The sequence below is a fragment of the Pseudomonas sp. B20(2017) genome, assembly GCF_002113125.1.
GTDB lineage: Bacteria > Pseudomonadota > Gammaproteobacteria > Pseudomonadales > Pseudomonadaceae > Aquipseudomonas.
The window spans coordinates 486,816-512,901 of record NZ_NEJP01000001.1; the positions used below are offsets into that span (position 1 = coordinate 486,816).

General features: G+C 60.9%; 22 protein-coding genes. 17 read left to right on the plus strand and 5 right to left on the minus strand.

The genetic code is table 11. From position 1 onward, the window contains the following. The first annotated feature begins 67 nt into the window (after positions 1–67). Positions 68–2,914, plus strand: coding sequence for an RNA polymerase-associated protein RapA (gene rapA / locus CAF63_RS02400; protein ID WP_085683266.1), 2,847 nt, complete (start codon positions 68–70; stop codon positions 2,912–2,914). A 182-nt stretch (positions 2,915–3,096) separates the two neighbouring features. On the opposite strand, the gene CAF63_RS02405 is transcribed toward rapA, so the two are convergent. Next, positions 3,097–4,446: an MFS transporter gene (locus CAF63_RS02405; protein WP_085683267.1), complete on the minus strand. Its 1,350-nt coding sequence runs from the start codon at positions 4,444–4,446 to the stop codon at positions 3,097–3,099. A 303-nt stretch (positions 4,447–4,749) separates the two neighbouring features. Here CAF63_RS02405 and CAF63_RS02410 point away from each other — a divergent pair, with 303 nt between their 5' ends. Both CAF63_RS02410 and CAF63_RS02415 read left to right on the plus strand, forming a co-directional pair. Next, entirely contained in the window at positions 4,750–5,103 is a 354-nt protein-coding gene (locus CAF63_RS02410; RefSeq protein WP_085683268.1) for a YkgJ family cysteine cluster protein, read from the plus strand. A gap of 163 nt (positions 5,104–5,266) precedes the next feature. Beyond that, entirely contained in the window at positions 5,267–7,549 is a 2,283-nt protein-coding gene (locus CAF63_RS02415; protein WP_085683269.1) for a bifunctional diguanylate cyclase/phosphodiesterase, read from the plus strand. Here the strand turns inward: CAF63_RS02415 and CAF63_RS02420 are convergent. Continuing rightward, entirely contained in the window at positions 7,440–8,336 is an 897-nt protein-coding gene (locus tag CAF63_RS02420; protein ID WP_178081255.1) for an NAD(P)-dependent oxidoreductase, read from the minus strand. The two genes, CAF63_RS02415 and CAF63_RS02420, sit on opposite strands and share 110 nt — an antisense overlap. Positions 8,337–8,533: 197 nt before the next feature. Here CAF63_RS02420 and CAF63_RS02425 point away from each other — a divergent pair, with 197 nt between their 5' ends. Next, entirely contained in the window at positions 8,534–10,735 is a 2,202-nt protein-coding gene (locus CAF63_RS02425) for a hypothetical protein (RefSeq protein WP_085683270.1), read from the plus strand. 302 nt (positions 10,736–11,037) lie between these two features. On the opposite strand, the gene CAF63_RS02430 is transcribed toward CAF63_RS02425, so the two are convergent. After that, positions 11,038–11,343 (minus strand): DUF2288 domain-containing protein, encoded by a 306-nt coding sequence (locus CAF63_RS02430; RefSeq protein WP_085683271.1) that lies wholly within the window; start codon positions 11,341–11,343, stop codon positions 11,038–11,040. Between the two features lie 351 nt (positions 11,344–11,694). On the opposite strand from CAF63_RS02430, the gene CAF63_RS02435 reads away from it, so the two are divergent. The 9 genes from CAF63_RS02435 to CAF63_RS02480 all read left to right on the plus strand — a co-directional run bounded on the left by CAF63_RS02435 (position 11,695) and on the right by CAF63_RS02480 (position 19,338). Next, on the plus strand, positions 11,695–12,822 hold the full coding sequence (locus tag CAF63_RS02435; RefSeq protein WP_039771394.1) for a branched-chain amino acid ABC transporter substrate-binding protein: 1,128 nt from the start codon (positions 11,695–11,697) through the stop codon (positions 12,820–12,822). A 231-nt stretch (positions 12,823–13,053) separates the two neighbouring features. Beyond that, on the plus strand, positions 13,054–13,977 hold the full coding sequence (gene livH / locus CAF63_RS02445) for a high-affinity branched-chain amino acid ABC transporter permease LivH (protein ID WP_007959165.1): 924 nt from the start codon (positions 13,054–13,056) through the stop codon (positions 13,975–13,977). Next, a complete protein-coding gene (locus CAF63_RS02450) occupies positions 13,974–15,230 on the plus strand; it encodes a high-affinity branched-chain amino acid ABC transporter permease LivM (protein ID WP_064382945.1) in 1,257 nt (418 codons plus the stop codon). The genes livH and CAF63_RS02450 overlap by 4 nt, the downstream gene beginning before the upstream one ends. Then, positions 15,227–15,994: a high-affinity branched-chain amino acid ABC transporter ATP-binding protein LivG gene (livG, locus tag CAF63_RS02455; protein ID WP_085683272.1), complete on the plus strand. Its 768-nt coding sequence runs from the start codon at positions 15,227–15,229 to the stop codon at positions 15,992–15,994. Before CAF63_RS02450 ends, livG begins: the two co-directional genes overlap by 4 nt. Continuing rightward, positions 15,995–16,696 (plus strand): ABC transporter ATP-binding protein, encoded by a 702-nt coding sequence (locus CAF63_RS02460; RefSeq protein WP_085683273.1) that lies wholly within the window; start codon positions 15,995–15,997, stop codon positions 16,694–16,696. It begins immediately after the preceding gene. Positions 16,697–16,852: 156 nt separating this feature from the next. Then, positions 16,853–17,158, plus strand: a complete 306-nt coding sequence (locus tag CAF63_RS02465) for a DUF2282 domain-containing protein (RefSeq protein ID WP_011332799.1) — start codon at positions 16,853–16,855, stop codon at positions 17,156–17,158. A gap of 25 nt (positions 17,159–17,183) precedes the next feature. Beyond that, positions 17,184–18,071 (plus strand): DUF692 domain-containing protein, encoded by an 888-nt coding sequence (locus CAF63_RS02470; RefSeq protein WP_085683357.1) that lies wholly within the window; start codon positions 17,184–17,186, stop codon positions 18,069–18,071. Further along, positions 18,068–18,826 (plus strand): DUF2063 domain-containing protein, encoded by a 759-nt coding sequence (locus CAF63_RS02475; protein ID WP_085683274.1) that lies wholly within the window; start codon positions 18,068–18,070, stop codon positions 18,824–18,826. Before CAF63_RS02470 ends, CAF63_RS02475 begins: the two co-directional genes overlap by 4 nt. Next, positions 18,823–19,338 carry a DoxX family protein gene (locus CAF63_RS02480; RefSeq protein WP_085683275.1) on the plus strand — a complete coding sequence of 172 codons (516 nt, stop codon included), beginning with the start codon at positions 18,823–18,825 and terminating at the stop codon, positions 19,336–19,338. The genes CAF63_RS02475 and CAF63_RS02480 overlap by 4 nt, the downstream gene beginning before the upstream one ends. On the opposite strand, the gene CAF63_RS02485 is transcribed toward CAF63_RS02480, so the two are convergent. Then, positions 19,287–20,195, minus strand: a complete 909-nt coding sequence (locus CAF63_RS02485) for a LysR family transcriptional regulator (protein WP_085683276.1) — start codon at positions 20,193–20,195, stop codon at positions 19,287–19,289. The two genes, CAF63_RS02480 and CAF63_RS02485, sit on opposite strands and share 52 nt — an antisense overlap. A gap of 103 nt (positions 20,196–20,298) precedes the next feature. Here CAF63_RS02485 and CAF63_RS02490 point away from each other — a divergent pair, with 103 nt between their 5' ends. The 3 genes from CAF63_RS02490 (at position 20,299) to CAF63_RS02500 (ending at position 23,320) form a co-directional block, all read left to right on the plus strand. Continuing rightward, positions 20,299–20,898, plus strand: coding sequence for a short chain dehydrogenase (locus CAF63_RS02490; protein ID WP_085683277.1), 600 nt, complete (start codon positions 20,299–20,301; stop codon positions 20,896–20,898). A 59-nt stretch (positions 20,899–20,957) separates the two neighbouring features. Continuing rightward, positions 20,958–21,611 carry a COG3650 family protein gene (locus CAF63_RS02495; RefSeq protein ID WP_085683278.1) on the plus strand — a complete coding sequence of 218 codons (654 nt, stop codon included), beginning with the start codon at positions 20,958–20,960 and terminating at the stop codon, positions 21,609–21,611. A gap of 95 nt (positions 21,612–21,706) precedes the next feature. Further along, positions 21,707–23,320: an NAD(P)/FAD-dependent oxidoreductase gene (locus tag CAF63_RS02500; RefSeq protein ID WP_085683279.1), complete on the plus strand. Its 1,614-nt coding sequence runs from the start codon at positions 21,707–21,709 to the stop codon at positions 23,318–23,320. Positions 23,321–23,465: 145 nt separating this feature from the next. On the opposite strand, the gene CAF63_RS02505 is transcribed toward CAF63_RS02500, so the two are convergent. Further along, positions 23,466–24,560, minus strand: coding sequence for a PLP-dependent cysteine synthase family protein (locus tag CAF63_RS02505; RefSeq protein ID WP_085683280.1), 1,095 nt, complete (start codon positions 24,558–24,560; stop codon positions 23,466–23,468). Positions 24,561–24,806: 246 nt separating this feature from the next. On the opposite strand from CAF63_RS02505, the gene nhaA reads away from it, so the two are divergent. Continuing rightward, on the plus strand, positions 24,807–25,991 hold the full coding sequence (nhaA, locus tag CAF63_RS02510) for a Na+/H+ antiporter NhaA (RefSeq protein WP_085683281.1): 1,185 nt from the start codon (positions 24,807–24,809) through the stop codon (positions 25,989–25,991). The last annotated feature ends 95 nt before the right edge of the window (positions 25,992–26,086 follow it).

Below are 26,086 nucleotides of genomic sequence, written 5' to 3' on the forward strand. Positions count from 1 at the left end.
TATACTTTGGCCTCGGGCCCTCATTCCGTTAAGATAGCCCGCTTTTTCAAGGTGGGAGTCAGGCAGCATGGCGCAGCAGTATCAACCGGGGCAACGCTGGATCAGTGACAGCGAAGCAGAGCTTGGTTTAGGCACCGTTCTGGCACAGGACGGCCGCTTGTTGACCGTGCTTTACCCGGCCACTGGCGAGACTCGCCAGTACGCGCTACGGAATGCGCCCCTCACCCGCGTGCGGTTCTCGCCCGGCGATTCGATCACTCACTTCGAAGGCTGGAAGATGACCGTCCAGCAAGTCGACGACGTCGACGGCCTGATGGTCTATCACGGCCTCAACGCGCAGAACGAAGCGGTCACCCTGCCGGAAACCCAGCTGTCGAACTTCATTCAGTTCCGTCTGGCCAGCGACCGTCTGTTCGCCGGCCAAATCGACCCGCTGGCGTGGTTCTCCCTGCGTTATCACACCCTGGAACACACCAGCCGTCAGTTGCAGTCCTCGCTCTGGGGCCTGGGCGGCGTGCGTGCACAACCAATCGCCCACCAGCTGCACATTGCCCGTGAAGTCGCCGACCGCATCGCGCCGCGCGTATTGCTGGCGGACGAAGTGGGTCTGGGCAAGACCATCGAAGCCGGCCTAGTGATCCATCGCCAGCTGCTGTCGGGCCGCGCCAACCGCGTGCTGATCCTCGTACCGGAAAACCTCCAGCACCAGTGGCTGGTGGAAATGCGCCGCCGTTTCAACCTGCAGGTCGCGCTGTTCGACGAAGAACGCTTCATCGAAAGCGATGCCACCAACCCGTTCGAAGACACTCAACTGGCGCTGGTGGCGCTGGAGTGGCTGGTCGACGATGAAAAGGCGCAGGACGCCCTGTTCGCTGCCGGCTGGGACCTGATGGTGGTCGACGAAGCCCACCACCTGGTGTGGCATGAAGACAAAGTCAGCCCGGAATACTCGCTGGTCGAACAACTGGCCGAAGTCATTCCCGGCGTGCTGCTGCTCACCGCCACCCCGGAACAACTCGGTCAGGACAGCCACTTCGCCCGTCTGCGCCTGCTCGATCCGAACCGCTTCCATGACCTGGCCGCCTTCCGCGCCGAAAGCGAAAACTATCGCCCGGTGGCCGAAGCCGTTCAGGAGCTGCTGGACAAGGGTCGCCTGTCGCCGGCCGCGCACAAGACCATCCACGGTTTCCTCGGCAACGAAGGTGAAGCCCTGCTCACCGCCGTCAACGATGGCGACACCGAAGCCAGCGCCCGACTCGTGCGTGAACTGCTCGACCGCCACGGCACCGGCCGCGTGCTGTTCCGCAACACCCGCGCCGCCGTGCAGGGTTTCCCGGAGCGCAAACTGCACCCGTACCCGCTGCCGTGCCCGGACGAATACCTCGAACTGCCGCTGGGCGAACACGCCGAGTTGTACCCGGAAGTCAGCTTCCAGGCCCAGCCGGACGCCAGCGAAGAAGAACGCTGGTGGAAATTCGACCCGCGCGTCGAGTGGCTGATCGACCAGCTGAAAATGCTCAAGCGCACCAAAGTGCTGGTGATCTGCGCCCACGCCGAAACCGCAATGGACCTGGAAGACGCCCTGCGCGTGCGCTCCGGCATCCCGGCCACGGTGTTCCACGAAGGCATGAACATCCTTGAGCGCGACCGCGCCGCCGCCTACTTCGCCGACGAAGAGTTCGGCGCGCAGGTGCTGATCTGCTCGGAAATCGGCAGTGAAGGTCGCAACTTCCAGTTCGCCCACCACCTGGTGCTGTTCGATCTGCCATCGCACCCGGACCTGCTGGAACAGCGGATCGGTCGTCTCGACCGGATCGGCCAGAAACACATCATCGAACTGCACGTGCCGTACCTGGAAACCAGCCCGCAAGAGCGCCTGTTCCAGTGGTATCACGAAGCCCTGAACGCGTTCCTCAACACCTGTCCGACCGGCAACGCCTTGCAGCATCAGTTCGGCCCACGCCTGCTGCCGCTGCTCGAAGAAGCCGACGATGGCCAGTGGCAAGCGCTGATCGACGAAGCGCGCACCGAGCGCGAGCGGCTGGAAGCCGAGCTGCACACCGGTCGCGACCGCCTGCTGGAACTCAACTCCGGCGGCGCCGGCGAAGGTGAAGCGCTGGTCGAGGCCATCCTCGAACAGGACGATCAGTTCGCCCTGCCGATCTACATGGAAACCCTGTTCGACGCCTTCGGTATCGACAGCGAAGACCATTCGGAAAACGCCCTGATCCTCAAGCCGAGCGAGAAGATGCTCGACGCCAGCTTCCCGCTGGGCGACGACGAAGGCGTGACCATCACTTACGACCGCAACCAGGCGCTGTCGCGTGAAGACATGCAGTTCATCACTTGGGAACACCCGATGGTGCAGGGTGGCATGGATCTGGTGCTGTCCGGGTCGATGGGCAACACCGCCGTCGCGCTGATCAAGAACAAAGCGCTCAAGCCTGGCACTGTGCTGCTGGAATTGCTCTACGTCAGCGAAGTGGTTGCCCCGCGTTCGCTGCAACTGGGCCGTTACCTGCCGCCGGCCGCCCTGCGCTGCCTGCTCGATGCCAACGGCAACGACCTGTCGTCGCGCGTGGCGTTCGAAACCCTCAACGATCAACTGGAAAGCGTGCCGCGCGCCAGTGCCAACAAGTTCATCCAGGCCCAGCGCGATCAGCTGACGCCACGGATCAACGCCGGTGAAGACAAGGTCACCCCGCGTCACGCCGAGCGCGTCGCCGAGGCCCGCCGCCGTCTGGCAGCCGACACCGACGAAGAACTGGCACGCCTGACCGCGTTGCAGGCGGTCAATCCGACCGTGCGCGACAGCGAACTGGATGCCCTGCGCAAGCAGCGTGAACAAGGTCTGGCAATGCTCGACAAGGCAGCGCTGCGACTTGAAGCGATCCGGGTGCTGGTGGCGGGTTAAAACCGCCCTGCTCCATCACCAAAAACAAAAAGGCCCGCAGCGATGCGGGCCTTTTTGTTTGCCTGATATTTATGCTGCGCGGCTGATTGCCTCTTCGCGGGCAAGCCCGCTCCCACAGTTGGCCGGGTTCCTTCAGGAGGAAAAGCGGTCGAATGTGGGAGCGAGCCTGCTCGCGATGGCGGTTATGCAGTCACCGCTGCAACCTCTGGCTCAACCACCGCCACCAGCCCTTCCTTCATCCGCTTCGCATCCCGCACAAAACAGCGCGAGGCGAGGAACAGGAACACCATGGTCAGAAACAGCGCCACCGGAATCAGGTACATCGCATCATGCAGCCCGACAGCCTTGAACGCTTCGGTCATCTGCTCGGCGCCCGCCGCAACCATCGCCGACTTGGCGAAGTGATCCGACAAACCGCCGACCACCACCGGCCCCAGGCCGCCGCCCAGCAAATACAAACCGGCAAAGAACAGCGCCATCGCCGTGGCCCGCAGGCGTGGTTCGACCACGTCCTGAATCGCCGTATACACGCAGGTATAGAAGTTGTAGGCGAACAGCCAGCCGACGCTGAACACTGCGACAAACACCCCGATCTCGATGCGCCCGGCGTGCAGCGCCCACGCCGTGCACAACGTGGAAATGATCAGGCTGAACGCGGCGAACAGCAGTCGCCCGTTGGCCACCCGCTGGTGAATCTTGTCAGCGATCCAGCCACCGAGGGTCAGGCCGATCAACCCGGTCACACCGACGATCACCCCGGTCGCCACCGCAGCTTCCTGCAACGGCATCAGGAAATAACGCTGGAGCATCGGCACCAGGAACGAGTTGCAGGCGTAGGTCGCGAAGTTGAAGCACAGCCCGGCCATCACCAGCCACAGAAAGGTCGGCACTGCGAGGACGCGACGGATCGGCTTGTCGACTTTTTCCTGGGACACTTGCACGGTTTCCGCCGCGCCGCGCTTGGGCTCCTTGATGAAGAACATGAACACCGCCAGCACCAGCCCCGGTACGGCGGCGATGAAGAATGGCGCGCGCCAGCTGTCGAACGCCTTGACCATCCAGCCGATGGTGAAGAAGGCCAGCAGCAGCCCCAGCGGCAGGCCAAGCATGAAAATGCCCATGGCCCGGGCGCGGCGATGGGCCGGGAACAGGTCGCCGATCAGTGAGTTGGCGGCGGGTGCGTAACTCGCTTCCCCGATGCCGATCCCCATGCGCACCAGCAGGAAACTCCAGAAACTGCCGACCAGACCGTTGACCGCCGTCAGCGCGCTCCAGGTGGCCAGGCCCCAGCCCATCAGTTTGCTGCGCGAACCGGTGTCGGCCAGGCGCCCCAGTGGTAATCCGGCAATCGCGTAGACCAGCGTGAACGCGGTGCCGACGATCCCCAGCTGGAAGTCGCTGAGGTGCCATTCCATGCGGATCGGTTCGATGATGATCGCCGGAATGGTGCGGTCGAAGAAATTGAACAGGTTGGCGAGGAACAGCAGGAACAGAATGCGCCAGGCATTCGCCGCTTGGGTCGAGTTCTGCATGGGTCCGTCTCTTTATTGTTATTAGGGCTTCACTGCCAACGCATCCGAGCCCGGAACCTGCAATCTAGTCACGCTCGTCGGGGCTGTCTGTCATCATTCGTCAGCCTGATGACAAGCCATGGCCGTGTAACGAAACGTAAGCCCTTGAAATGCTTCGAATCCCCCTGAAACCGGGGGTTTTGCGGAAAAATCCGGCAATGAAAAAATACTTTCGCGCCCCCCTTCCCAACGCTGTGGCAAAGCCTAGAATGGCCGCCGGATCCGTCCGGATCCTGCCGATCAATCCCTTTGATACCCCCGCCCATGTCCGAAGCCAGTCCGTGTCTGAATTGCGGTGCCTGCTGTTCCCATTTCCGTGTTTCTTTTTTCTGGGGTGAATGCGCATCCTCCGGCGGGACCGTGCCCGATGAACTGGTCACCCAGATCACGCCCAGCCGGGTCGCCATGATCGGCACCGACCGCAAGGCGCCACGTTGTACCGCGCTTGAGGGCGAAGTCGGAAAATCGGTGGCCTGCACGATCTACGACAAGCGTTCCAGCCCCTGCCGCGAGTTCGAAGCGTCGTGGGAAAACGGCGAACAGAACACCGACTGCGACAAGGCGCGTGCCCGGTTCGGCCTGCCGCCGCTGCAACCGCACTGGAACGAAGTCGCCTGAGTTCAGGCGTTTCAATGCTTAGCGCCAAACGCTATGACGCTCATGCCAAAATCATTAGCGCCAATGTGCCACTATCGCTTGCACGCCAAAAACCGCCTCTATACTCCTGACATTCGCCTGCGTTGATGACGCAGTAAGGACGCACTCAGAGACGGGGCATGCTATGGAGTGGCTTGGTTTGCAATTTGTTGCCGAGCAGCCGGAGAGCGGGCAGGTCATCCTCAATTGCACACACAATCCCCTGTTGGTGCTGGTGGCCTACCTGGTCGCCTGCGCCGCGAGTTTCGCCACCCTCGATATGGCGGAACGGGTCGCCCACGCTGAAGAACCCGGTTCGCAGCGACTGTGGCGCTGGATCGGCGCCACCTGTCTGGCCGGCGGCATATGGGCGATGCACTTCATCAGCATGCTGGCTTTCCAGGCACCCATCGATATCCAGTACGACCTGCCTGTCACCCTCTTTTCTCTTTTGATCGCATTGCTCGCCTCCTGGCTGGCGATGCACACCTTGAGTGATCCCCGACCGAATCTGTTGCAATACACCAAAACCGCCATCGTCATCGGCCTGGGCATTGCCGGCATGCATTACGTCGGGATGGCGGCCATGCAATCCGCCGCGACGGCTTATTACGAACCAACCCTGTTTCTGGCATCGATCGTAATCGCCATCGGGGCCAGCTTCGCCGCACTGTGGGTGGCTGGCAACCTGCGCGAAGCCACCGGCCTGCACCTGCCGATGCTGAAATACCTGGCCGCGCTGATTCTCGGTGCCGGCATCCTCAGCATGCATTTTACCGGCATGGCCGCGTTGCAACTGGTGCTGCCCGAGGGGCGCCTCCCGACCCTTTCCACGCAAACCAGCCATCTGCAACTGGGCCTTACGGTTGCGCTGATCACCTTGTTGATCCTCGGCAGCGCCATCAGCGCCGCGCTGGCCGACAAGAAGCTGCAAAACAAAGAACACGATCTGCGTCGAGTCAATGCACTGCTCAGTCAACTCGATCAGGCACGCATGTCACTGCAACAGGTCGCCAACTATGACGCCCTGACCAGCCTGATCAACCGTCGAGGGTTCAATCAGATCTTCGCGGAAAAACTCAGCCAGAAATCCAGCGAAGGCGGCATGCTGGCGGTGATGTTCCTCGACATCGATCACTTCAAGCGCATCAATGACAGTCTCGGCCATGACGCCGGCGACGAACTGCTCAAGGTCATCGCGCAGCACATAAAGGGTTCGGTACGCAGTCATGAAGACGTGGTCGCGCGGTTCGGCGGCGACGAGTTCTGCATCCTCATCGGCCTGCGCGACCGTGAAGAGGCGCGCAATCTGGCCCAGCGCATCATGCTCAAAATGAAAGAGCCGATCGAATTGGCCGGTCGGCGCATGGTGATGACCACCAGCATTGGCATCAGCCTGTTTCCCGAGGACGGCACCACCTGCGACGAGCTGCTCAAACACGCGGATCTGGCGCTGTATCAGTCCAAGGGCGCCGGACGCAACGGCGTGCATTTTTTTGATTCCAACCTGAAGAACCGCGCCAGCCTTGAGCTGCAACTTGAAGAAGAACTGCGCCAGGCCCTGCGCGAAGAGAACGGACTGATGCTGTTTTACCAGCCGATCTTCGAACTCAAGACGGGCACGGTCACCAAGCTGGAGGCGCTGATTCGCTGGCAGCATCCGGTGCATGGCTTGCTGACGCCGGATCGTTTTATCGCCATCGCTGAAAACAACGGCCTGATCGCCGAACTCGATAACTGGGTGCTGCGCAAGGCCTGTGAAGACCTCGGTGAACTGTCACGCCATGGCTGTGAAGAACTGAAGATTGCCTGGAACTGCTCACCGCTGAATCTGGCCCGGGAAGAACTGGCCAATGAAATCGAGCATGCCTTGCGCAGCGCTGGCGTCGCGCCGGAACGGCTGGAACTGGAAGTTACCGAAAACGCCTTGATGGGCAACATCGCCAACACACTGGTGTTGCTGCGGCAGATCCGCGCCCTCGGCGTGTCACTGTCGATCGACGACTTCGGCACCGGTTATTCGTCGCTGGCCTATCTCAAGCGCCTGCCGCTCAACACATTGAAGGTCGATCGCTCGTTCATCCTCGATATTCCCAAAGCCACCGCCGACATGGAGATCGTCCAGGCGATCATCGTCATGGCGCACACCCTGCACTTGCAGGTGGTCACCGAAGGCGTCGAAAGCTTGGAGCAATACGAGTTTCTTGAGCGATCGGGCTGCGACTTCATTCAGGGTTACCTGCTCAGCCGCCCGGTGCCACTGGCCGAACTGCGCCCGGTGCTGGAGGAAATCAATCAGCGCAAACACGCGCACACGGTCAATCCGCTGAGTCTGGCCCGCGGTACATTTGCACCAGTGTCGCTGGATCCTTCTGCAAAAAGCCTTGTGCCCCATGCAGGCGCATCAGTTGTGCGGCCAATCCGCTGATCGGCGTGGCCGAGCCGGTTTCCCGAGAAAACTTCACCGCGGTATCCAGATCCTTGAGCAGCGTGCGCACGTGCCACTTCACCGGTTCGAAACGGCTTTCTGCCATTTGCGGCGCGAGGATCTGCAACGGTTTCGAATCAGCAAAACCACCGGCCAGCGCCTCGGCGATCAGGCTGGCATCGACCCCGGCCTGTTCGGCCAGCGCCACCACTTCGGCGATCACCAAGGCATTGCAGGCGACGATCATCTGATTGCAGGCCTTGGTCACCTGGCCGGCGCCGACGCCGCCCATGTGCGTGACACGCTGCCCGAGTTCGAGCAACACCGGGCGTACGCGATCAAGGTCCGCTGCATCACCGCCGACCATGATCGCCAGACTACCCGCCTCGGCCCCGACCACTCCGCCGGACACCGGCGAATCGAGCCAGGCCATGCCCGTCTTGCCGACCAGCTCAGCCGCCATTTCACGGGTGGCCGTCGGTTCGAGGCTGGAAAAATCCACCAGCAACTGACCGGGTTTTGCTCCTTCGGCCACACCGGCCGGGCCGAACACCACTTCGCGCACCACCGCCGTGTCCGCCAGGCACAGCATTACCAAATCGGCCTGTTCACAGAGTTCAGCGGGGGTCGCCACCTGCCGGGCACCGGCCTCGACCAGCGGCGCGCACTTGGCCGGGTTGCGGTTCCACACGGTCAGCGAATAACCGGCAGCCAGCAAGCGGCGGCACATCGGCAGGCCCATCAGGCCGATTCCGGCAAAACCCAACGAAGGTCGCGTTGACATCATTTAGCCTCCTTTTGATTAAAGATCGCCGAATAATGGCCGATCCATCATCAATCAGGAAAGGATTCCCCCGCGCGGCACTCAGGCCAGACCCCTGACGCACGGGCCAAACACGCGCAGAAAAAAGACGCGAGATTCCCATTCCGTGAGGTTCGACGACAGCGGTCGCTGAACCAACCAGTCCAGGTATATGGCGCACAATGACTTCTAAAAACAATCCGGCCACTGCGGTATCCGATCTGACTCTGAGCCCTGCGGCGAACAGCCCTGCCCCGATGAAGCCATTGCCTCCTTCGCGCCCGCTGGGCACCCAGCAATACCTGTACTTCACCGAAACCAATACCGACCGCATCCTCGACAACCTCGACGGCCTGCGTGACCTGGTGTTCCCGCGCCCGCCGCACCTGGAAGGCGACAACGAACAGCACAACGACCAGGAATTCCCGTCGGTGTGCCTGATCGGCCTCGGTCGCTGCGGCTCCAACATCGCCCTCGACGTGGCGGAGCTGGTGTACAACGCGCGCAAGTTCTACCTCAACGAATTCAACAACGAAGATCGCCCATCCAGCGATCGTCGCCTGGCCGACAAGGGCTACAGCCCGGCCCAGTGGATCAAGACCAACCTGCGGATCGGCCCGAACAAGGGCAGCAAACCGGTGTTCCTGGTGGAACCGCTGGTGATGCTCGGCGACCTCGACAAGGACATTGCCGGGCGTATCCGTTTCTCGCGCAAGGGCGAAAAAAGCGGCTTCCTGCGCGACTACAGCAAGATGAAGATCATGGACTTGTCCGAAGTCCACGCCGGTGGCGCCGGTAACGCGCCGATCCTCGGCCAGTACCTGGCGAAGATCATCCTCAACAAGGACACCCAGCGTTTCTCCAGCCCTGACTGGAAAATGATCCACTCGTACCTGATCGACAGCTGCGGCATCAAGGCCAACCAGTCGCGCCTGTATTTCTCGATCTTCAGTGCCGGCGGCGGTACCGGTTCGGGCATGGCCTCGGAATTCGGCCTGGCCCAGCAGCACTCGTACATGAACAAGACGTTCGACACCAAGCCGATGGACGAGCATGACGGCAAGAGCGGTCATTCGTTCGTGTTCGAACCGATCTTCACCAGCGGCATCTGTGTGCTGCCGAACATCTCCGACCACCGCAGCGAAATGTCCGAGGCGCTGCACATCAACGCCGGTCGCCTGCTGTGCAAATACCTGTCGGAAGAATGGGATTTCTCGTACAACTTCGCCAACGAAGACAGCAGCGAAGCCAGCGTCATGGGCCGTATCCGCCCATGGAACGCGATGATGCTGATCTCCAACGACATCATGCGTTACGCCGAAGAGAGCGATGACGGCAACATCCAGAACATTGATGTCAATGCGATGGAGAAGCACGCCAACCAGTACATCTCGCAGCAGATCTTCAACATTCTGACGGCCCAGGCGGTCACGACCGATTACGACCAGAACTATTTCCGTCGCGCCGGCATCGACATCGGCGAGACCATTCGGCTGGACGCCAACGACCTGTTCATGAGTCTGGCCGGCCCGGTGGCGATTGCCTACGCCGAATCCGTGGTGCCGGAAACCCCGCCGCCGAGCAGCGACAAGTTCAAGGTGTTCGACAAAGAGCCGCAGCGCCTGAACATCGACGACCTGTTCTTCCGCTCGATCGACCTGCCGCACTTCAACAAGGTGACCCAGGCCATCGAAGGCATCAGTCTGCTGCCGATCGAATCCAAGCGTTATCGCGCGTCGCTGGAGCAGTACAAGAATTCCGGCTACGACGCCGCCGCGCTGCACGACCTGCACTTCTTCAAGAACTGCTCGTCGGTGGTCTCGATCGTTTCGCTGCCCAAAGACTACAAGCTGTCGTACATGGACCTGAACCGGTTGAAGACTCATCTCAACAGCCTGTTCCCCAACACCACGCTCAAGCGCTATGCGCTGGTGATCGGGGCCTCGGCCAACCTGTCGCTGACCACCCTGATCGCCAAGAGCCCGTGCCTGTCGGACGACTTCCTGACGCTGATCGTGGCGTTCATCAAGCGCTGCTTCGCCAAGACCCCGTACCGTTTCGACGAGACCCTCGACAACTCGATCCTCGACTTCATCATCAACGAAGCATTCGACGAAGACCGTATCGACGACCTGCTCAACGAATTCGAGAACCCGGCGAAGATCCTCGATACCAACTGGTACGCGATCAAGCCGATGTACGAGAAGAAGTACCGCGAGCTGATCAACGACAAAGAAAAGTTTGTCTCGATCAACGACATTCGCCTTTCGCGCGATTGCGTGAAGAAGTCGATCAAGTACCTGCGCGAGATCTACCGTCACCGGATTGGCAAGACCAAGGTTATTTCCCTCAATAACCATACGGGCAAGACTTACTCGGTCTGATCTTCGACCTTATCGCCGCCCTTCGCAAGCAAGCTCGTTCCCACAGGTTTTGTGCTCGACACGGATACTGTGGGAGCGGGCTTGCTCGCGAAGAGGCCCGAGAAAACACCCCGAAACCCGATCTTTCCAACATCCCGAAACAATTAAGCAGCCGTTAGGCTGCTTACCAAACTGTGCCCGTTACGTTTACGTCACCGTTATGCCACCCACGCTTGTGGCATTTCTCTACGGCAACGTGCCATCACGCTACTCGGCTACACACTTTTTCCCGGCAGTGACGCGCACCACAAAGAGGCATCGCCTCAGCGCGACGCCCTTTCCTGGATCAGAATCCACGGTCGCACCACAACCGACCACAACTCGGGATCGCGCTCAAGAATGTCTTGCGCCCGCGGCGCAGAGAGCTTGGCGACCTTATCGTCGCCCAGCCAGGCAGCCACTTTCGCGCTCTGATTCGATGCCATTGCCTCAGCTACGGCGATCAAATCCAGATCGGCGCTGACCCATAACAGGTCACCCTTGGCAAAGAAGGGCTCCAGCTCCTTCCACGTAATAGTTGCGGTTTCACCAAGCAGCTTGGCATAGAGGGTGCTAGGTTCTTGATTCATGGGACTGTCCGGAAAGAAATCGGCGCGAATGATAACGTCGGTGGTCCGGCAGAAAAACCCGGTTGCAAAAGGCCGTACCGAACGAAAAGAGCAGGAACGCCAAGGAATGCTGATGATTGGGGTATAAGCCCTCTGAACGTCCCGCCGCAATTCTGTCTTTTTCTTTCATTTAAGCGACACCCTCAGGTTTTGCCCCCTGGCGCCAGCTTCCCAGGCCAACAACCGGCGCTCTACACTGTACCGGTACAGTTGCCGGGGGCTTTTCCGGAGGGTATCGCCTAGATATCTGTCCCGGTTCTGCTGCTACGGCGTCAGGACTCTAAAAAAATACAACAGTAAGAGTGGAGCACTATGACTAAGGCTACTAAGCAGATTTCCAAACTGTTTGCCGCTATGGTTCTGGCCGGGGTTGCCAGCCATTCGTTCGCAGCTGACACCATCAAGATCGGTATCGCCGGCCCTAAAACCGGTCCAGTAGCCCAGTACGGCGACATGCAGTTCAGTGGCGCGAAAATGGCCATCGAACAGATCAACGCCAAAGGCGGCGTCGACGGCAAGAAGCTCGAAGCCGTTGAATACGATGACGCTTGCGATCCTAAACAAGCGGTAGCGGTCGCGAACAAGGTCGTCAACGACGGCGTCAAGTTCGTGGTCGGTCACCTGTGCTCCAGCTCCACCCAGCCTGCTTCGGACATCTACGAAGACGAAGGCGTGATCATGATCACCCCGGCTGCCACCAGCCCGGACATCACCAACCGTGGTTACAAAATGGTGTTCCGCACCATCGGTCTGGACAGCGCCCAGGGCCCTGCCGCCGGCAACTACATTGCCGATCACGTGAAGCCGAAAATCGTCGGCGTGCTGCACGACAAGCAGCAGTACGGTGAAGGCATCGCCACCGCCGTCAAATCCACCCTCGAGAAGAAAGGCACCAAGGTTGCCGTGTTCGAAGGCGTCAACGCCGGCGACAAGGACTTCTCCGCGATCATCGCCAAGCTCAAGCAAGCCAACGTCGACTTCGTCTACTACGGCGGCTACCACCCGGAGCTGGGCCTGATCCTGCGTCAAGCCCAGGAAAAAGGCCTGAAGGCCAAGTTCATGGGTCCGGAAGGCGTGGGTAACGACTCGATCACCCAGATCGCCAAGGACGCCTCCGAAGGCCTGCTGGTGACCCTGCCGAAGTCTTTCGACCAGGATCCGGCCAACGTGGCCCTGGCCGATGCATTCAAGGCCAAGAAAGAAGACCCGAGTGGTCCGTTCGTGTTCCCGTCCTACTCGGCCGTTGAAGTGATTGCTGAAGGTATCAAGGCTGCCAAGTCCGAAGATGCTGCCAAAGTCGCTGAAGCCATCCACAAAGGCACCTTCAAGACACCTACCGGCGACCTGAGCTTCGACGACAAAGGCGACCTGAAGGACTTCAAATTCGTGGTTTACGAGTGGCACAACGGCAAACCTAAAACCGAAGTGTCGCCTCAGTAAGGCGCTGCCTGACTGACTGCCAATAAAGCCCACGGCGTGCCGTGGGCTTTGTTTTACGAATGTATTGGGCCGCGCTGGCGTGATCCGCCAGTCTCCCCACCTGAAAATCTCAAAACCGTCATCAGCGGTTCGCTGGCAAAACCCGGATTCGAAGTGGATAAAGATCCACGGGACCGGGCGGGAAAATGACTCCACCAGTGAAATGCGTATCAGGTTTTTAGGAGCGCTGTAATGCCTGACATCTATCACTTCTTCCAACAGCTGGTTAACGGCTTGAACGTTGGCAGCATGTATGCCCTGATCGCCATCGGCTACACGATGGTCTACGGCATCATTGGAATGATCAACTTCGCCCACGGCGAGGTGTACATGATCGGTTCCTACGTGGCGTTCATCGCCATCGCCGGGCTGACCATGATGGGACTCGAAAGCGTCCCGCTTTTGATGACCGTGGCTTTCATCGCCAGCATCGTCGTCACCAGCTCCTACGGTTACAGCATCGAACGCATTGCCTACCGCCCGTTGCGCGGCAGCAACCGTCTGATCCCGCTGATTTCCGCGATCGGTATGTCGATCTTCCTGCAGAACACGGTTCTGCTGGCGCAAGACTCCAAGGACAAAGCTATCCCCAACCTGATTCCGGGCAACTTCGCCTTCGGCCCGGGTGGCGCACATGAAGTGCTGATTTCCTACATGCAAATCGTGGTGTTCGTGGTGACCCTGATCGCCATGCTCGGCCTCACGCTGTTCATCTCCCGCTCTCGCCTGGGCCGCGCCTGCCGCGCCTGCGCCGAAGACATCAAGATGGCCAACCTGCTGGGCATCAACACCAACAACATCATCGCCCTGACCTTCGTCATCGGTGCTGCGCTGGCGGCCGTCGCGGCCGTGCTGCTGAGCATGCAATACGGCGTGATCAACCCGAACGCCGGTTTCCTCGTCGGCCTCAAGGCCTTCACCGCTGCGGTACTGGGCGGGATCGGCAGCATCCCCGGCGCCATGCTCGGCGGGCTGGTGCTCGGGGTGGCGGAAGCCTTTGGCGCCGATATCTTCGGCGACCAGTACAAGGACGTCGTGGCTTTCGGCTTGTTGGTTCTGGTGCTGTTGTTCCGTCCGACCGGCATTCTGGGCCGTCCGGAGGTTGAGAAAGTATGACTAGGAATCTTAAACAGGCGCTGTTCAGCGCCTTGCTGGTCTGGGCCGTGGCCTACCCGGTACTGGGTCTGAAACTGACCATCGTCGGCATCAACCTGGAAGTGCACAACACCAGCCCGGCCATTCTGGCGACCATCGCCATCTGCTCGGTGCTGATGTTCCTGCGAGTGCTGTTCAACCAGCAGATCAGCAAGGCGTGGCGTTCTTCGCCGGGCATGCCGCTGATCCCGGCCAAGGCCAGCAACTTCCTGACCCTGCCGACCACCCAGCGCTACTTCATCATCGCGCTGATCATCGGTGCACTGGTGTGGCCGTTCTTCGGTTCCCGTGGCGCGGTGGACATCGCGACGCTGATCCTGATCTACGTGATGCTCGGCCTCGGTCTGAACATCGTGGTCGGTCTGGCCGGTCTGCTCGACCTGGGTTACGTCGGCTTCTACGCCGTCGGCGCCTACAGCTACGCGCTGCTGTCGCACTACTACGGCCTGAGCTTCTGGATCTGCCTGCCGATCGCCGGTTTGATGGCGGCGACGTTCGGCTTCCTGCTCGGCTTCCCCGTGTTGCGTCTGCGCGGCGACTATCTGGCGATCGTGACCCTGGGCTTCGGGGAAATCATCCGCCTGTTCCTGCGTAACCTGACCGACATCACCGGCGGCCCGAACGGCATCAGCAACATCGAGAAACCGACGTTCTTCGGCCTGACCTTCGAACGCAAGGCTGCGGAAGGCCTGCAAACCTTCCACGAGTATTTCGGCCTGGAATACAACTCGATCAACAAGGTGATCTTCCTCTACCTGGTTGCCCTGCTGCTGGCGCTGGCGGCGCTGTTCATCATCAACCGCCTGCTGCGCATGCCGATCGGCCGTGCGTGGGAAGCGCTGCGTGAAGATGAAATCGCCTGCCGCGCGCTGGGTCTCAACCCGACCGTGATCAAGCTCTCGGCGTTCACCCTGGGCGCGAGCTTCGCCGGTTTCGCCGGCAGCTTCTTCGCCGCCCGTCAGGGCCTGGTGACGCCGGAATCGTTCACCTTCATCGAGTCGGCAATCATCCTTGCGATTGTGGTGCTGGGTGGCATGGGCTCGCAGCTGGGCGTGATTCTCGCGGCCGTGGTGATGATCCTGCTGCCGGAAATGATGCGTGAGTTCAGTGAGTACCGCATGTTGATGTTTGGCGCCCTGATGGTGCTGATGATGATCTGGCGACCTCAAGGTCTGCTGCCCATGCAACGTCCTCACATGGAGCTGCGCAAATGAGCCGCGAGATCCTGAAAGTCGAAAATCTGAGCATGCGCTTCGGCGGCCTGCTGGCGGTCAACGGTGTGGCCCTGACCGTGAAGGAAAAACAGGTGGTGGCACTGATCGGGCCAAACGGCGCGGGCAAGACCACCGTGTTCAACTGCCTGACCGGTTTCTACCAGCCATCGGGCGGCAGCATCCTGCTGGACGGCGAGCCGATCCACGGCCTGCCGGGCCACAAGATCGCCCTCAAAGGCGTGGTGCGCACCTTCCAGAACGTGCGGTTGTTCAAGGACATGACGGCGGTCGAGAACCTGTTGATCGCCCAGCACCGTCACCTGAACACCAACTTCCTGTCCGGCCTGTTCAAGACCCCGGCGTTTCGCAAGAGCGAGCGCGAGGCCATGGAGTTCGCCGAGTACTGGCTGGAAAAGGTCAACCTCAAAGAGTTCGCCAACCGCCCCGCCGGCACGCTGGCTTATGGTCAGCAACGTCGCCTGGAAATCGCCCGCTGCATGATGACCCGTCCGCGGATCCTCATGCTCGACGAACCGGCCGCCGGCCTGAACCCGAAGGAAACCGAAGACCTCAAGGCGCTGATCAGCGTGCTGCGTGAAGAGCACAACGTGACCGTGCTGCTGATCGAACACGACATGAAACTGGTCATGAGCATTTCCGACCACATCGTCGTGATCAACCAGGGCACGCCCCTGGCCGACGGCACGCCGGACCAGATCCGCGACAATCCTGAAGTGATCAAAGCCTACCTGGGGGAAGCGTAAATGCTGCAGTTCGAAAACGTTTCCACCTTCTACGGCAAGATCCAGGCCCTGCACAGCGTCAACGTCGAAGTCCGTCAGGGCGAGATCGTGACCCTGATCGGCGCCAACGGTGCCGGCAAGTCCACGCTGCTGATGACGCTCTGCGGTTCGCCGCAGGCGCACAGCGGCAGCATCCGCTACATGGGTGAGGAACTGGTCGGCCAGGACTCGTCGCAGATCATGCGCAAGAGCATCGCCGTGGTGCCGGAAGGCCGTCGGGTGTTTGCCCGTCTGACCGTCGAAGAAAACCTCGCCATGGGCGGATTCTTCACCGACAAGGGCGACTATCAGGAACAGATGGACAAGGTTCTCGGCCTTTTCCCACGCCTGAAAGAACGCTTCAACCAGCGCGGCGGCACCATGTCCGGCGGCGAACAGCAAATGCTCGCCATCGGCCGTGCGCTGATGAGCAAGCCGAAACTGCTGCTGCTCGACGAGCCGTCGCTGGGCCTGGCACCGATCATCATCCAGCAGATCTTCGACATCATCGAACAGCTGCGCAAGGACGGTGTGACGGTGTTCCTGGTCGAGCAGAACGCCAACCAGGCGCTGAAAATCGCCGACCGTGCGTACGTTCTGGAGAACGGCCGGGTGGTCATGCAAGGCACCGGTGAAGCACTGCTGACCGACCCGAAAGTGCGCGAGGCGTACCTCGGCGGTTGATCGATCGCTTCAAACAGAAAACGGCCTTCGGGCCGTTTTTTTGTGCCGGACAAAAAACTTTTACCGATCGCTGTAACGCATCGCCGAGTCGTTTCTCTAGTGGGGCAAGCAAGCGCAATCGCTTGTTCAAACCCAAGTTCAAACCGGAGAAACATCATGACTGCTACCACCCGCACCCTGTCTGCCACCGCCCTGGTTCTGGCCCTCGGTTCTGCTCTGAGCATCGCTGCCGTCTCCACCGCCCACGCCGCTGACGACAACATGGAAAAATGCTTCGGCGTGGCCATGAAAGGCAAGAACGATTGCGCTGCAGGCGCGGGCACCACCTGTGCCGGCACCGCGAAAATGGATCATCAGGCCAACGCCTGGAAACTGGTCCCGAAAGGCACCTGCACCACCACTGAAAGCAAAACCTCGCCGACCGGTTTCGGTCAGCTCGAAGCGTTCAAAGCCAAGTCCTGATCCGGGAGCCGCCCGAGTGTCGATCATGATCACATCCTGCGACCATGCCTTGCGCCGCACTCGGGCAGCCCTCACCGGGCTCCCGCCCCGCGCCGGACTGGGGCTCAAGAGCGAGCACTTCAGCGAAGTGCTCGATTCGCGTCCGGACGTCGGTTTCTTTGAAGTCCATGCCGAAAACTACATGGTGGCCGGCGGTCCGTTTCATCATTTTCTGGGGCTGATTCGCGAAACCTATCCGCTGTCGCTGCACGGCGTCGGGCTGTCCATCGGGGCCGAAGGTCCGCTGGATGTTCAGCACCTCAAACGCCTGGAGGCGCTGATCGAGCGCTATCAACCCCACTCATTTTCCGAACACCTGGCCTGGTCGAGCCACGGCCCGGTGTTCCTCAATGACCTGCTGCCCCTGGCTTACGACACGCCGACGCTGAACCGCATCTGCGAACACATCGATCAGGTGCAGAACACCCTCAAACGACCGATGCTCCTGGAAAACCCGGCAACCTATCTGGCGTTCGAGCGCTCGACCATCGACGAAGCGGATTTCATCCGTGAAGTCGTCCGGCGCAGTGGCTGCGGCCTGTTACTGGACGTGAACAACGTCTACGTCTCGTGCATCAACCATCAACGTGATCCCTTGGCCTATCTCGACGCACTGCCGCTGCACGCGGTGGGCGAAATTCATCTGGCCGGGTTTGCCGAAGATTCCGACAGCCTCGGTGATCGCTTGCTCATCGACGATCACGGCGCGCCAATCGATCAAGCAGTCTGGTCGTTGTACCGACAAGCGCTGGAACGCGTCGGCCCGGTGGCGACGTTGATCGAACGGGACAATCAAGTGCCGGCCTTCAACGTGTTGTTGGCGGAAGCGCAGCAGGCTGATGAGTTGTTGCTGTGCGCAGGAGGTCGGCCGTGAGCGCTCAAGCCGCATTCAGCGCCGCGCTGCTCGATATCGACCTGCCCTGCCCCGACGGTTTGTGCAGCGCCAACGGTGCCTATCCGGCCAGCCGTTTCGCGGTGTACCGCAACAACGTGCAGGGTTCGTTGATCAATGGATTGGCCGACAGTTATCCCGTGGTGATGCAGTTGGTGGGGTACGAATTCTTCCGGGCCATGGCCGGGGTTTTCGTGCAAAGCCATCCGCCACACAGTCCGTTGATGTGCGACTTCGGCAATGAGCTGGCGGACTTCATCAGCGGCTTCGAACCAGCCAAGAGCGTCCCCTATCTGGCCGATGTCGCGCGACTGGAACGCTTGCGCACGCTGGCTTATCACGCGGCCGATGCTTTGCCTCTGAGTCAGGAGCGGATCGCCGCCGTGTTTGCAGATGCCGATGCGCTGAATGAACTGCGCATCGGCCTGCACCCTTCGCTGCATCTGCTCGATTCAAGCTTCGCCGTAGTGGACATCTGGGCCGCGCATCAGCACGACGCGACGCTGGCCGGGATCGATCTGCATCACGCCCAACACGCGTTGATTCTGCGCAACGGACTGGAAGTCGAGGTGTTCGCCGTGGATCGCGGCGCCAGCCAATTTATTCGCCAGCTCAAGGCCGGCCAATCGCTGACTCAGGCACTGGAATCCGCCGAGGCCTTCGACCTCAGCCAGACCCTCGCCCTGCTGATCAGTCGCCAAGTCATTACTCATTTGCACCCAAAGGTGTCGTCATGAACAGTCTCGTTGCCCGCGCCATCGCGCTGCTGGAAAAAATCCCTCACAGCCTGATCGCCTTCATCGCGCGATTTTCCATCGCGGCGGTGTTCTGGAAGTCCGGGCAGACCAAGGTCGAAGGCCTGGCCGTCGACCTGATCGACGGAACATTCCAGATTGGCTGGCCGCATCTGGCGGACTCGACGATTCCGCTGTTCCAGAGCGAATACCACGTGCCGCTGCTGTCGCCGGACATCGCCGCGCACATGGCGGCGTTTGCCGAGCACTTCTTCCCGATGCTGATCCTGATCGGCTTCGCCACACGGTTTTCAGCACTGGCCTTGCTGGGCATGACTTTGGTCATCGAGCTATTCGTCTACCCCGACGCCTACCCGACTCACGGCACCTGGGCAGCGGTTCTGCTGTACCTGATGGCCACCGGGCCGGGCAAAGTGTCGATCGATCACTTGATCGCCAGGCACTACAACCGGTCCAGCGCTTCGCCGCTGAGTTTGAACCAGCCGATCAGGTAATCCGCCAGCACCTGAGTACGTTTCGGTAATCCCCCCTGATAAGGGTGCACCAGGTACATCGGCATGCGACGGGTCTGAAAATCGCGAAGGAGCCAGCGCAATCGGCCGTCAGCCAATTCCGCCTGCAACAGATAGGACGGCAGGCGAGCGATCCCGGCGCCGGCCAGTGCGGCTTTCTTCAACAGGTTGTAGTGATTGCTGGCGAACGGTCCCGACACCCGCACCCGCAGCAGTTCGTGCTGCTGGTGATACAACCATTCCTCGCGACCGCTGTAGTGACTGTTGAGCAGACAACGGTGCTCGGCCAGTGCCTGCGGCGTCAGTGGTTCACCAAAACGTTCCAGATAGGCGGGGCTGGCGCAGGTCATTTCCTGCCAGGCCAGCAGCGGCCTGGCCACCAGTCGCTCGTCATTGGCGACCTCGGTGCGAATCGCCAGATCGAAGCCGTCGCGGGACAGGTCGCGGTAGCTGTTGTTCAGCTCCAGTTCGATCTGCACTTCGGGGTATTTCTGCGAGAAGTCCAACAGCAGACCGTCGAAGAACGTTTCTCCCAGCGACACCGGGACCGTCATACGCACCGGGCCAGCCATGTCGTCCTTCAATCGCGCCAATGCCTGACGCGCTCGCTCAACCTGGACTACAAGCGCCTGTGCCTGTGGCAACAACGCCGCACCGGCCGCCGTCAGGCTCAGCCGACGCGTGGTGCGTTGCAGCAACACCACGGAAAACCGTGCCTCCAGCTGACTGATGCGCTTGGACAATTGCCCCTTGCTGCACCCCAATTGCTGCGCCGCCAGCGTAAAGCTGCCGGCCTCGATCAACACCGCGAACGCCGCCAGATCATCCATCTCGCTCATGGATTGTTTCCATTTGAAAACCAAAAGTTGCCCATTAGTGCGCTTATCTGCAGAAAAAACCACTCTAGACTGAAACCTCGTTCAATCACTTGAGGCAATCACGATGAAAATTTTGTTGATCGGCGCGGGCGGCACCATCGGTTCGGCTGTGGACAAAGAGCTGTCGCAGCGTCATGAAGTCATTCGTATAGGCCGCAACAGCGGCGATTTCCAGGTGGATATCAGCAACAGCGCATCGATTCGCAAATTGTTCGAACAGACCGGCAAGTTCGACGCACTGGTCTGCGCCGCTGGCAACGTGACCTTCGCCCCACTGGGTGAAATGACCGAAGACAGCTTCGCCCTCGGCCTGAAAGACAAGTTGATGGGCCAGGTCAATCTGCTGCTGATCGGCCGCGAATTCGCCAACGACGGCGCCTCGTTCACCTTCACCACCGGCGTACTCAGTCACGATCCGATCCGCAGCGGCGCGTCGGCTGCACTGGTCAACGGCGCGCTGGACAGCTTCGTCCGTGCCGCTGCCATCGAGCTGCCGCGCGGCCTGCGGGTGAACTCGATCAGTCCGACCGTGCTGGTCGAAGCCATGGGCAGCTACGCCCCGTACTTCCGTGGCTACAAGCCAGTTCCTGCGGCGGATGTAGCATTGGCCTACGCCAAAAGTGTCGAAGGCTTGCAGACAGGTCAGACATTTCACGTGGGCTAAACCCTTGTGATGAACCGTCAGCCTGCGTAACGTGGCGGCACTTGTCTGGAGAGCCGAAGATGCGTGTTGCCCGTTCCCTGATCGTTGTTGCCCTGCTCCCGTTGTTTGCCGCGTGCCAGTTGTTCGATGGCGCGCGGGAAAGCGCCTCCCATGTTGGCCAGACGCGGATGCAGGGGCAACTGACCGCTGCCGACGGCAAACTGGTGTTCCAGGCCTGCGGCGAGCAACGCCGGTACGTGGTCAATGACATCGGCGGCACCAGCATCCTGCAAGAGGCCGCCACCCTGGCCGATGAGCAGGGCAAGCTGTTCGCCGACGTGCGCGGGAAGATCGCCGGCGACCGCCTCGACCTGACCCAGCTCTATCGCGTCGAACGCTCCGGCACCGCCTGCGACGACCCCAACTTCAAACAGCTGATCCTGCGCGCCGCCGGCCATGGCCCGGAATGGAACGTAAAAGTCAGCGGCAAAGGCCTGGTCATCGACCGCGAAGGCCAGCCACCGCTCGCCGTGCCTTACGTTGAAGAGCAATTGGGCGACGGCCGATTCAACCTCAGCAGCGAAGCCAACAACCAGCGCATCGAACTGTGGGTGGCGCCGCAGCGCTGCGTCGATAGCAGCACCGGCAGTGTGCAGCACATGAGCGCCGAGCTGCGTATCGACGGCAAGGTGCAGCGTGGTTGCGGGTATTTCGGCGGTTCGCGTAACGACTGATCGTTTTACCCTCACGGGATCCGGCCGTTGCGGCTTATAATCGCCGCCTTCAAACGCCCTGGCGCAGTTGTGCGCCCCGCGAACCGGATCCTGTCATGTTACGAATCACCGAACTCAAGCTGCCGATCGACCATCCCGACGAAGACCTGCGCGCTGCCATCGTGCAACGCCTGGGCATTGCCAGCGATGACCTGCTCGACTTCACCTTGTTCAAGCGCAGCTACGATGCGCGCAAAAAGTCCTCCGAACTGTGCTTCATCTACACCATCGACCTCGAAGTGCGCGACGAGGCCAAGGTGCTGGGCAAGTTCGCCGACGACCGTAACGTCAACGTGGCGCCGGATGTCAGCTACAAATTCGTCGGTCAGGCGCCCAGCGACCTGAGCCAGCGCCCGATCGTGGTCGGTTTCGGTCCGTGCGGGATCTTCGCCGGCCTGTTGCTGGCGCAGATGGGCTTCAAGCCGATCATCCTCGAACGCGGCACCGAAGTGCGCCAGCGCACCAAGGACACCTGGGGCCTGTGGCGCAAAAGCGTGCTCAACCCCGAGTCCAACGTGCAGTTCGGCGAAGGCGGCGCGGGCACGTTCTCCGACGGCAAGCTGTACAGCCAGATCAAGGATCCGAAATTCCTCGGCCGTAAAGTCCTGCACGAGTTTGTGAAGGCCGGCGCGCCGGAAGAAATCCTCTACGTCAGCAAGCCGCATATCGGTACGTTCCGTCTGACCGGCATGGTCGAGACCATGCGTGAAGAAATCCGCGCTCTGGGCGGTGAAGTACGCTTCCAGGAGCGTGTCACCGACGTGCTGATCGAGGACGGCCAACTGGTCGGCGTCGAGCTGGCCAGCGGCGAAACCCTGCATTCGAAACACGTGATCCTGGCGCTGGGCCACAGTGCCCGCGACACCTTCCGCATGCTCCACAGCCGTGGCGTGTTCATGGAAGCCAAGCCGTTCTCGGTGGGTTTCCGCATCGAGCACCCGCAATCGCTGATCGACCGCGCGCGCCTGGGCAAGTACGCCGGCCACCCCAAGCTGGGAGCCGCCGACTACAAACTGGTGCACCACGCCAAGAACGGCCGTTCGGTCTACAGCTTCTGCATGTGCCCGGGCGGCACAGTGGTGGCGGCGACTTCCGAGCCGAACCGCGTAGTCACCAACGGCATGAGCCAGTACTCGCGTAACGAGCGTAACGCCAACTCCGGCATCGTCGTCGGCATCACCCCGGAAGTCGATTATCCGGGTGGCCCGCTGGCCGGGATCGAGTTGCAGGAACGTCTGGAGTCTCACGCCTTCATCCTCGGCGGCAGCGACTACAAGGCGCCGGCACAATTGGTCGGCGACTTCATCAATGGCATTCCTTCGACCGAGTTGGGCGAAGTCGAGCCGTCATACAAACCGGGCGTCGCTCTGGGCGATCTGGCCCTGGCGCTGCCGGAATTTGCCATCGAAGCCATTCGTGAAGCATTGCCGGCATTCGAGAAGCAGATTCGCGGTTATTCGCTGCACGATGCGGTGCTGACCGGGATCGAGACCCGCACCTCGTCGCCGCTACGCATCACGCGTAACGAGGCGCTGCAGAGCATGAACGTCAAAGGTCTGTTCCCGGCCGGTGAAGGCGCGGGTTATGCGGGCGGGATTCTGTCGGCGGGTGTTGACGGGATTCGGATTGCTGAAGCGGTGGCGCGTGACATTCTGGGCCTCGAGGCCTGATAAACAAGCTTTGAAGTGACACAAACCCTGTGGGAGCGAGCTTGCTCGCGATAGCGGTATCTCAGTCAACGATGATGTTGAATGTGACGATCCTTTCGTCGGATCGCCGCCCGGAGCAAGCTCGCTTCCACAGTCGTTTTCGGCGTCAGATATTGGCCCGCAGAACCGAGGCCGGCAGCGCCTCACCCTGCTCGGCACTCGCCGCCACGGCCGCTATCAATCCATCCAGCTCATAGCCCTGCGCCTTGAGCCACGCTGGATCGTAATAGGTGTCCGCGTAACGCTCGCCGCCATCGCACAGGATCGCCACGATCGAGCCCGACTCCCCCGCCGCTTTCATCTGCTGCGCCGCCATCAGCGCGCCGATCAGGTTGGTGCCGCTCGACCCGCCCACATGCCGGCCCAGACGCTGCGCCAGGTAATGCATGGCCGCCAGCGACAAGGCGTCCGGCACCTTGACCATCGCATCGATGACCTTCGGCAGGAACGACGCTTCTACCCGCGGCCGGCCGATCCCTTCGATGCGTGAACCGTGGTCCAGACGCAAACTCGCGTCGCCAGTCTGGTAGAAGTCGAAGAACACCGAACGCTCGGCATCGGCGCACAGCACGCGGGTGCAGTGCTGGCGATAACGCACGTAACGGCCAAGGGTCGCGGTGGTGCCGCCGGTGCCGGGGCTGGAAATCAACCAGGTGGGGCACGGGTGCTGCTCGTAGCGCATCTGCTGGAAGATCGACTCGGCGATATTGTTGTTCGCCCGCCAGTCAGTGGCGCGTTCGGCGTAGGTGAACTGGTCGATGAAGTGACCGTCGTGCTCGCGGGCCAGGCGTTCGGACTCGGCGTAGATCTGCGTCGGGTCTTTCACCAGATGACTCTGGCCACCGTAGAACGCAATCTGCGCGATCTTTTCCCTGGACGTGGTCGCCGGCATCACCGCAATGAACGGCAGCCCGAGCATCCGCGCAAAATACGCTTCGGAAATCGCCGTCGAACCGCTGGACGCCTCGATCACCGGCGCGCCGGGCTTCAGCCAGCCGTTACACAAGGCGTAGAGAAACAGCGAACGGGCGAGCCGATGCTTGAGGCTGCCGGTCGGGTGGCTGGACTCGTCCTTGAAGTACAACTCGATGCCCGGAAACCCTGGCAACGGCAAGGGGATCAGGTGCGTGTCGGCGCTGCGCTGGAAGTCCGCTTCGATGATCCGGATGGCTTCGCGGGCCCACTGTCGGTTGTCGCTCATGGCTGTCGTTCTCGTTGAATCGGGCAGAAGTGCCTTCACAGGCTCAGCCCCCAAGCTTAGGAAAAAACCTACAGCACTGACAGATACAGCTGAGCTTCAATCCCTTGGGCAACTGCTAGGCTCTGGTGCACGTCGGCCTGGCGTCCTGTAACCACATATAACAAAAAAGAATATAACTTTTGTTTTAACAACTAACGGTACGGGTTAGGGTGTGCCACCTTTTGACTTTATCGATGGAGAGCGACCTTGCCTCTGCGTAGCACTTTCACACGTTTCTTTCAGTTGGAAGCTGCCAGCGGTCTGTTACTGATCGCCGCGGCCATCCTGGCTCTAATCATCAACAACTCGCCACTGTCGTGGTTGTACACCGGCCTGCTCGACACCCCGGTGGTGGCGCAGATCGGCGCACTGAAGATCGCCAAGCCCCTGCTGCTGTGGATCAACGATGGCCTGATGGCGCTGTTCTTCCTGCTGATCGGCCTGGAAGTGAAGCGCGAAGTGCTCGACGGCCAGCTGTCGAAACCTTCGCAGATCGTCCTGCCCGGCGCGGCGGCCATCGGCGGCATGCTGGTGCCGGCGCTGATCTATTGGTTCCTCAACCGCGACAATCCGGCCGCCCTCGACGGCTGGGCCATTCCGACCGCCACCGACATTGCCTTCGCCCTCGGCGTGCTGGCCTTGCTCGGCAAGCGCGTGCCGGTGTCGCTGAAGCTGTTCCTGATGACCCTGGCGATCATCGATGACCTCGGTGCCATCGTGATCATTGCGATCTTCTATTCCGGTGAGCTGTCGACCCTGTCGCTGGGTCTCGCGGCGGCGTGCATTGCGGCGCTGGTGGCGATGAACCGGCTCGGGGTGGTCAAGCTCGGGCCGTACATGATCATCGGTCTGATCCTCTGGGTCTGCGTGCTCAAGAGCGGTGTCCACGCGACGCTGGCCGGCGTAACCCTGGCTTTCTGCATTCCGCTGCGCACCAGGAATGCCGAGCCTTCGCCACTGCTGACCCTCGAACACGCGCTGCACCCGTGGGTCGCCTACGGCATCCTGCCGCTGTTCGCCTTCGCCAATGCCGGCCTGTCGCTGACCGGCGTGACCGCCGAAAGCTTCACCCACCACGTGCCGATGGGCATCGCCGTGGGCCTGCTGCTGGGCAAGACCATCGGCGTGTTCGGCCTGACCTGGCTCGCCGTCAAAACCGGCATCGCCGCCCTGCCCCAAGACGCCAATTGGGGCCAGGTGCTGGGCGTGGCGATCCTCTGCGGGATCGGCTTCACCATGAGCCTGTTTGTCGGCTCCCTCGCCTTCGTGCCGGGCGCCAGTGAATACGCCGGGATGGACCGGATGGGCATTCTCACCGGGTCGGTGTTCGCGGCATTGATCGGTTATGCGGTGACGTTGGCGGCGAGCAGAAAGAACACCGCGCTGCGATAGCCGTAGCGAACAATCCCCACGTCTTTAGAGACGCGTCCTACAGCCACGATTTTCCTGCTTCGTTAACGTCGTGCAGTCCCTTTTGAGGGGCTGCC

What these genes read in the sequence shown, in the direction of transcription:
- CAF63_RS02425 (WP_085683270.1), top strand. Translation starts at nt 8,534, where the DNA reads ATGACTTCTAAAAACAATCCGGCCACTGCGGTATCCGATCTGACTCTG.
- CAF63_RS02450 (WP_064382945.1), top strand. Translation starts at nt 13,974, where the DNA reads ATGACTAGGAATCTTAAACAGGCGCTGTTCAGCGCCTTGCTGGTCTGG.
- CAF63_RS02435 (WP_039771394.1), top strand. Translation starts at nt 11,695, where the DNA reads ATGACTAAGGCTACTAAGCAGATTTCCAAACTGTTTGCCGCTATGGTT.
- CAF63_RS02485 (WP_085683276.1), bottom strand. Translation starts at nt 20,195, where the DNA reads ATGAGCGAGATGGATGATCTGGCGGCGTTCGCGGTGTTGATCGAGGCC.
- CAF63_RS02505 (WP_085683280.1), bottom strand. Translation starts at nt 24,560, where the DNA reads ATGAGCGACAACCGACAGTGGGCCCGCGAAGCCATCCGGATCATCGAA.
- CAF63_RS02410 (WP_085683268.1), top strand. Translation starts at nt 4,750, where the DNA reads ATGTCCGAAGCCAGTCCGTGTCTGAATTGCGGTGCCTGCTGTTCCCAT.
- CAF63_RS02465 (WP_011332799.1), top strand. Translation starts at nt 16,853, where the DNA reads ATGACTGCTACCACCCGCACCCTGTCTGCCACCGCCCTGGTTCTGGCC.
- CAF63_RS02420 (WP_178081255.1), bottom strand. Translation starts at nt 8,336, where the DNA reads ATGATGTCAACGCGACCTTCGTTGGGTTTTGCCGGAATCGGCCTGATG.
- CAF63_RS02500 (WP_085683279.1), top strand. Translation starts at nt 21,707, where the DNA reads ATGTTACGAATCACCGAACTCAAGCTGCCGATCGACCATCCCGACGAA.
- CAF63_RS02470 (WP_085683357.1), top strand. Translation starts at nt 17,184, where the DNA reads ATGATCACATCCTGCGACCATGCCTTGCGCCGCACTCGGGCAGCCCTC.
- CAF63_RS02415 (WP_085683269.1), top strand. Translation starts at nt 5,267, where the DNA reads ATGGAGTGGCTTGGTTTGCAATTTGTTGCCGAGCAGCCGGAGAGCGGG.
- CAF63_RS02495 (WP_085683278.1), top strand. Translation starts at nt 20,958, where the DNA reads ATGCGTGTTGCCCGTTCCCTGATCGTTGTTGCCCTGCTCCCGTTGTTT.
- CAF63_RS02405 (WP_085683267.1), bottom strand. Translation starts at nt 4,446, where the DNA reads ATGCAGAACTCGACCCAAGCGGCGAATGCCTGGCGCATTCTGTTCCTG.
- CAF63_RS02490 (WP_085683277.1), top strand. Translation starts at nt 20,299, where the DNA reads ATGAAAATTTTGTTGATCGGCGCGGGCGGCACCATCGGTTCGGCTGTG.
- rapA (WP_085683266.1), top strand. Translation starts at nt 68, where the DNA reads ATGGCGCAGCAGTATCAACCGGGGCAACGCTGGATCAGTGACAGCGAA.
- livG (WP_085683272.1), top strand. Translation starts at nt 15,227, where the DNA reads ATGAGCCGCGAGATCCTGAAAGTCGAAAATCTGAGCATGCGCTTCGGC.
- CAF63_RS02460 (WP_085683273.1), top strand. Translation starts at nt 15,995, where the DNA reads ATGCTGCAGTTCGAAAACGTTTCCACCTTCTACGGCAAGATCCAGGCC.
- CAF63_RS02480 (WP_085683275.1), top strand. Translation starts at nt 18,823, where the DNA reads ATGAACAGTCTCGTTGCCCGCGCCATCGCGCTGCTGGAAAAAATCCCT.
- CAF63_RS02430 (WP_085683271.1), bottom strand. Translation starts at nt 11,343, where the DNA reads ATGAATCAAGAACCTAGCACCCTCTATGCCAAGCTGCTTGGTGAAACC.
- livH (WP_007959165.1), top strand. Translation starts at nt 13,054, where the DNA reads ATGCCTGACATCTATCACTTCTTCCAACAGCTGGTTAACGGCTTGAAC.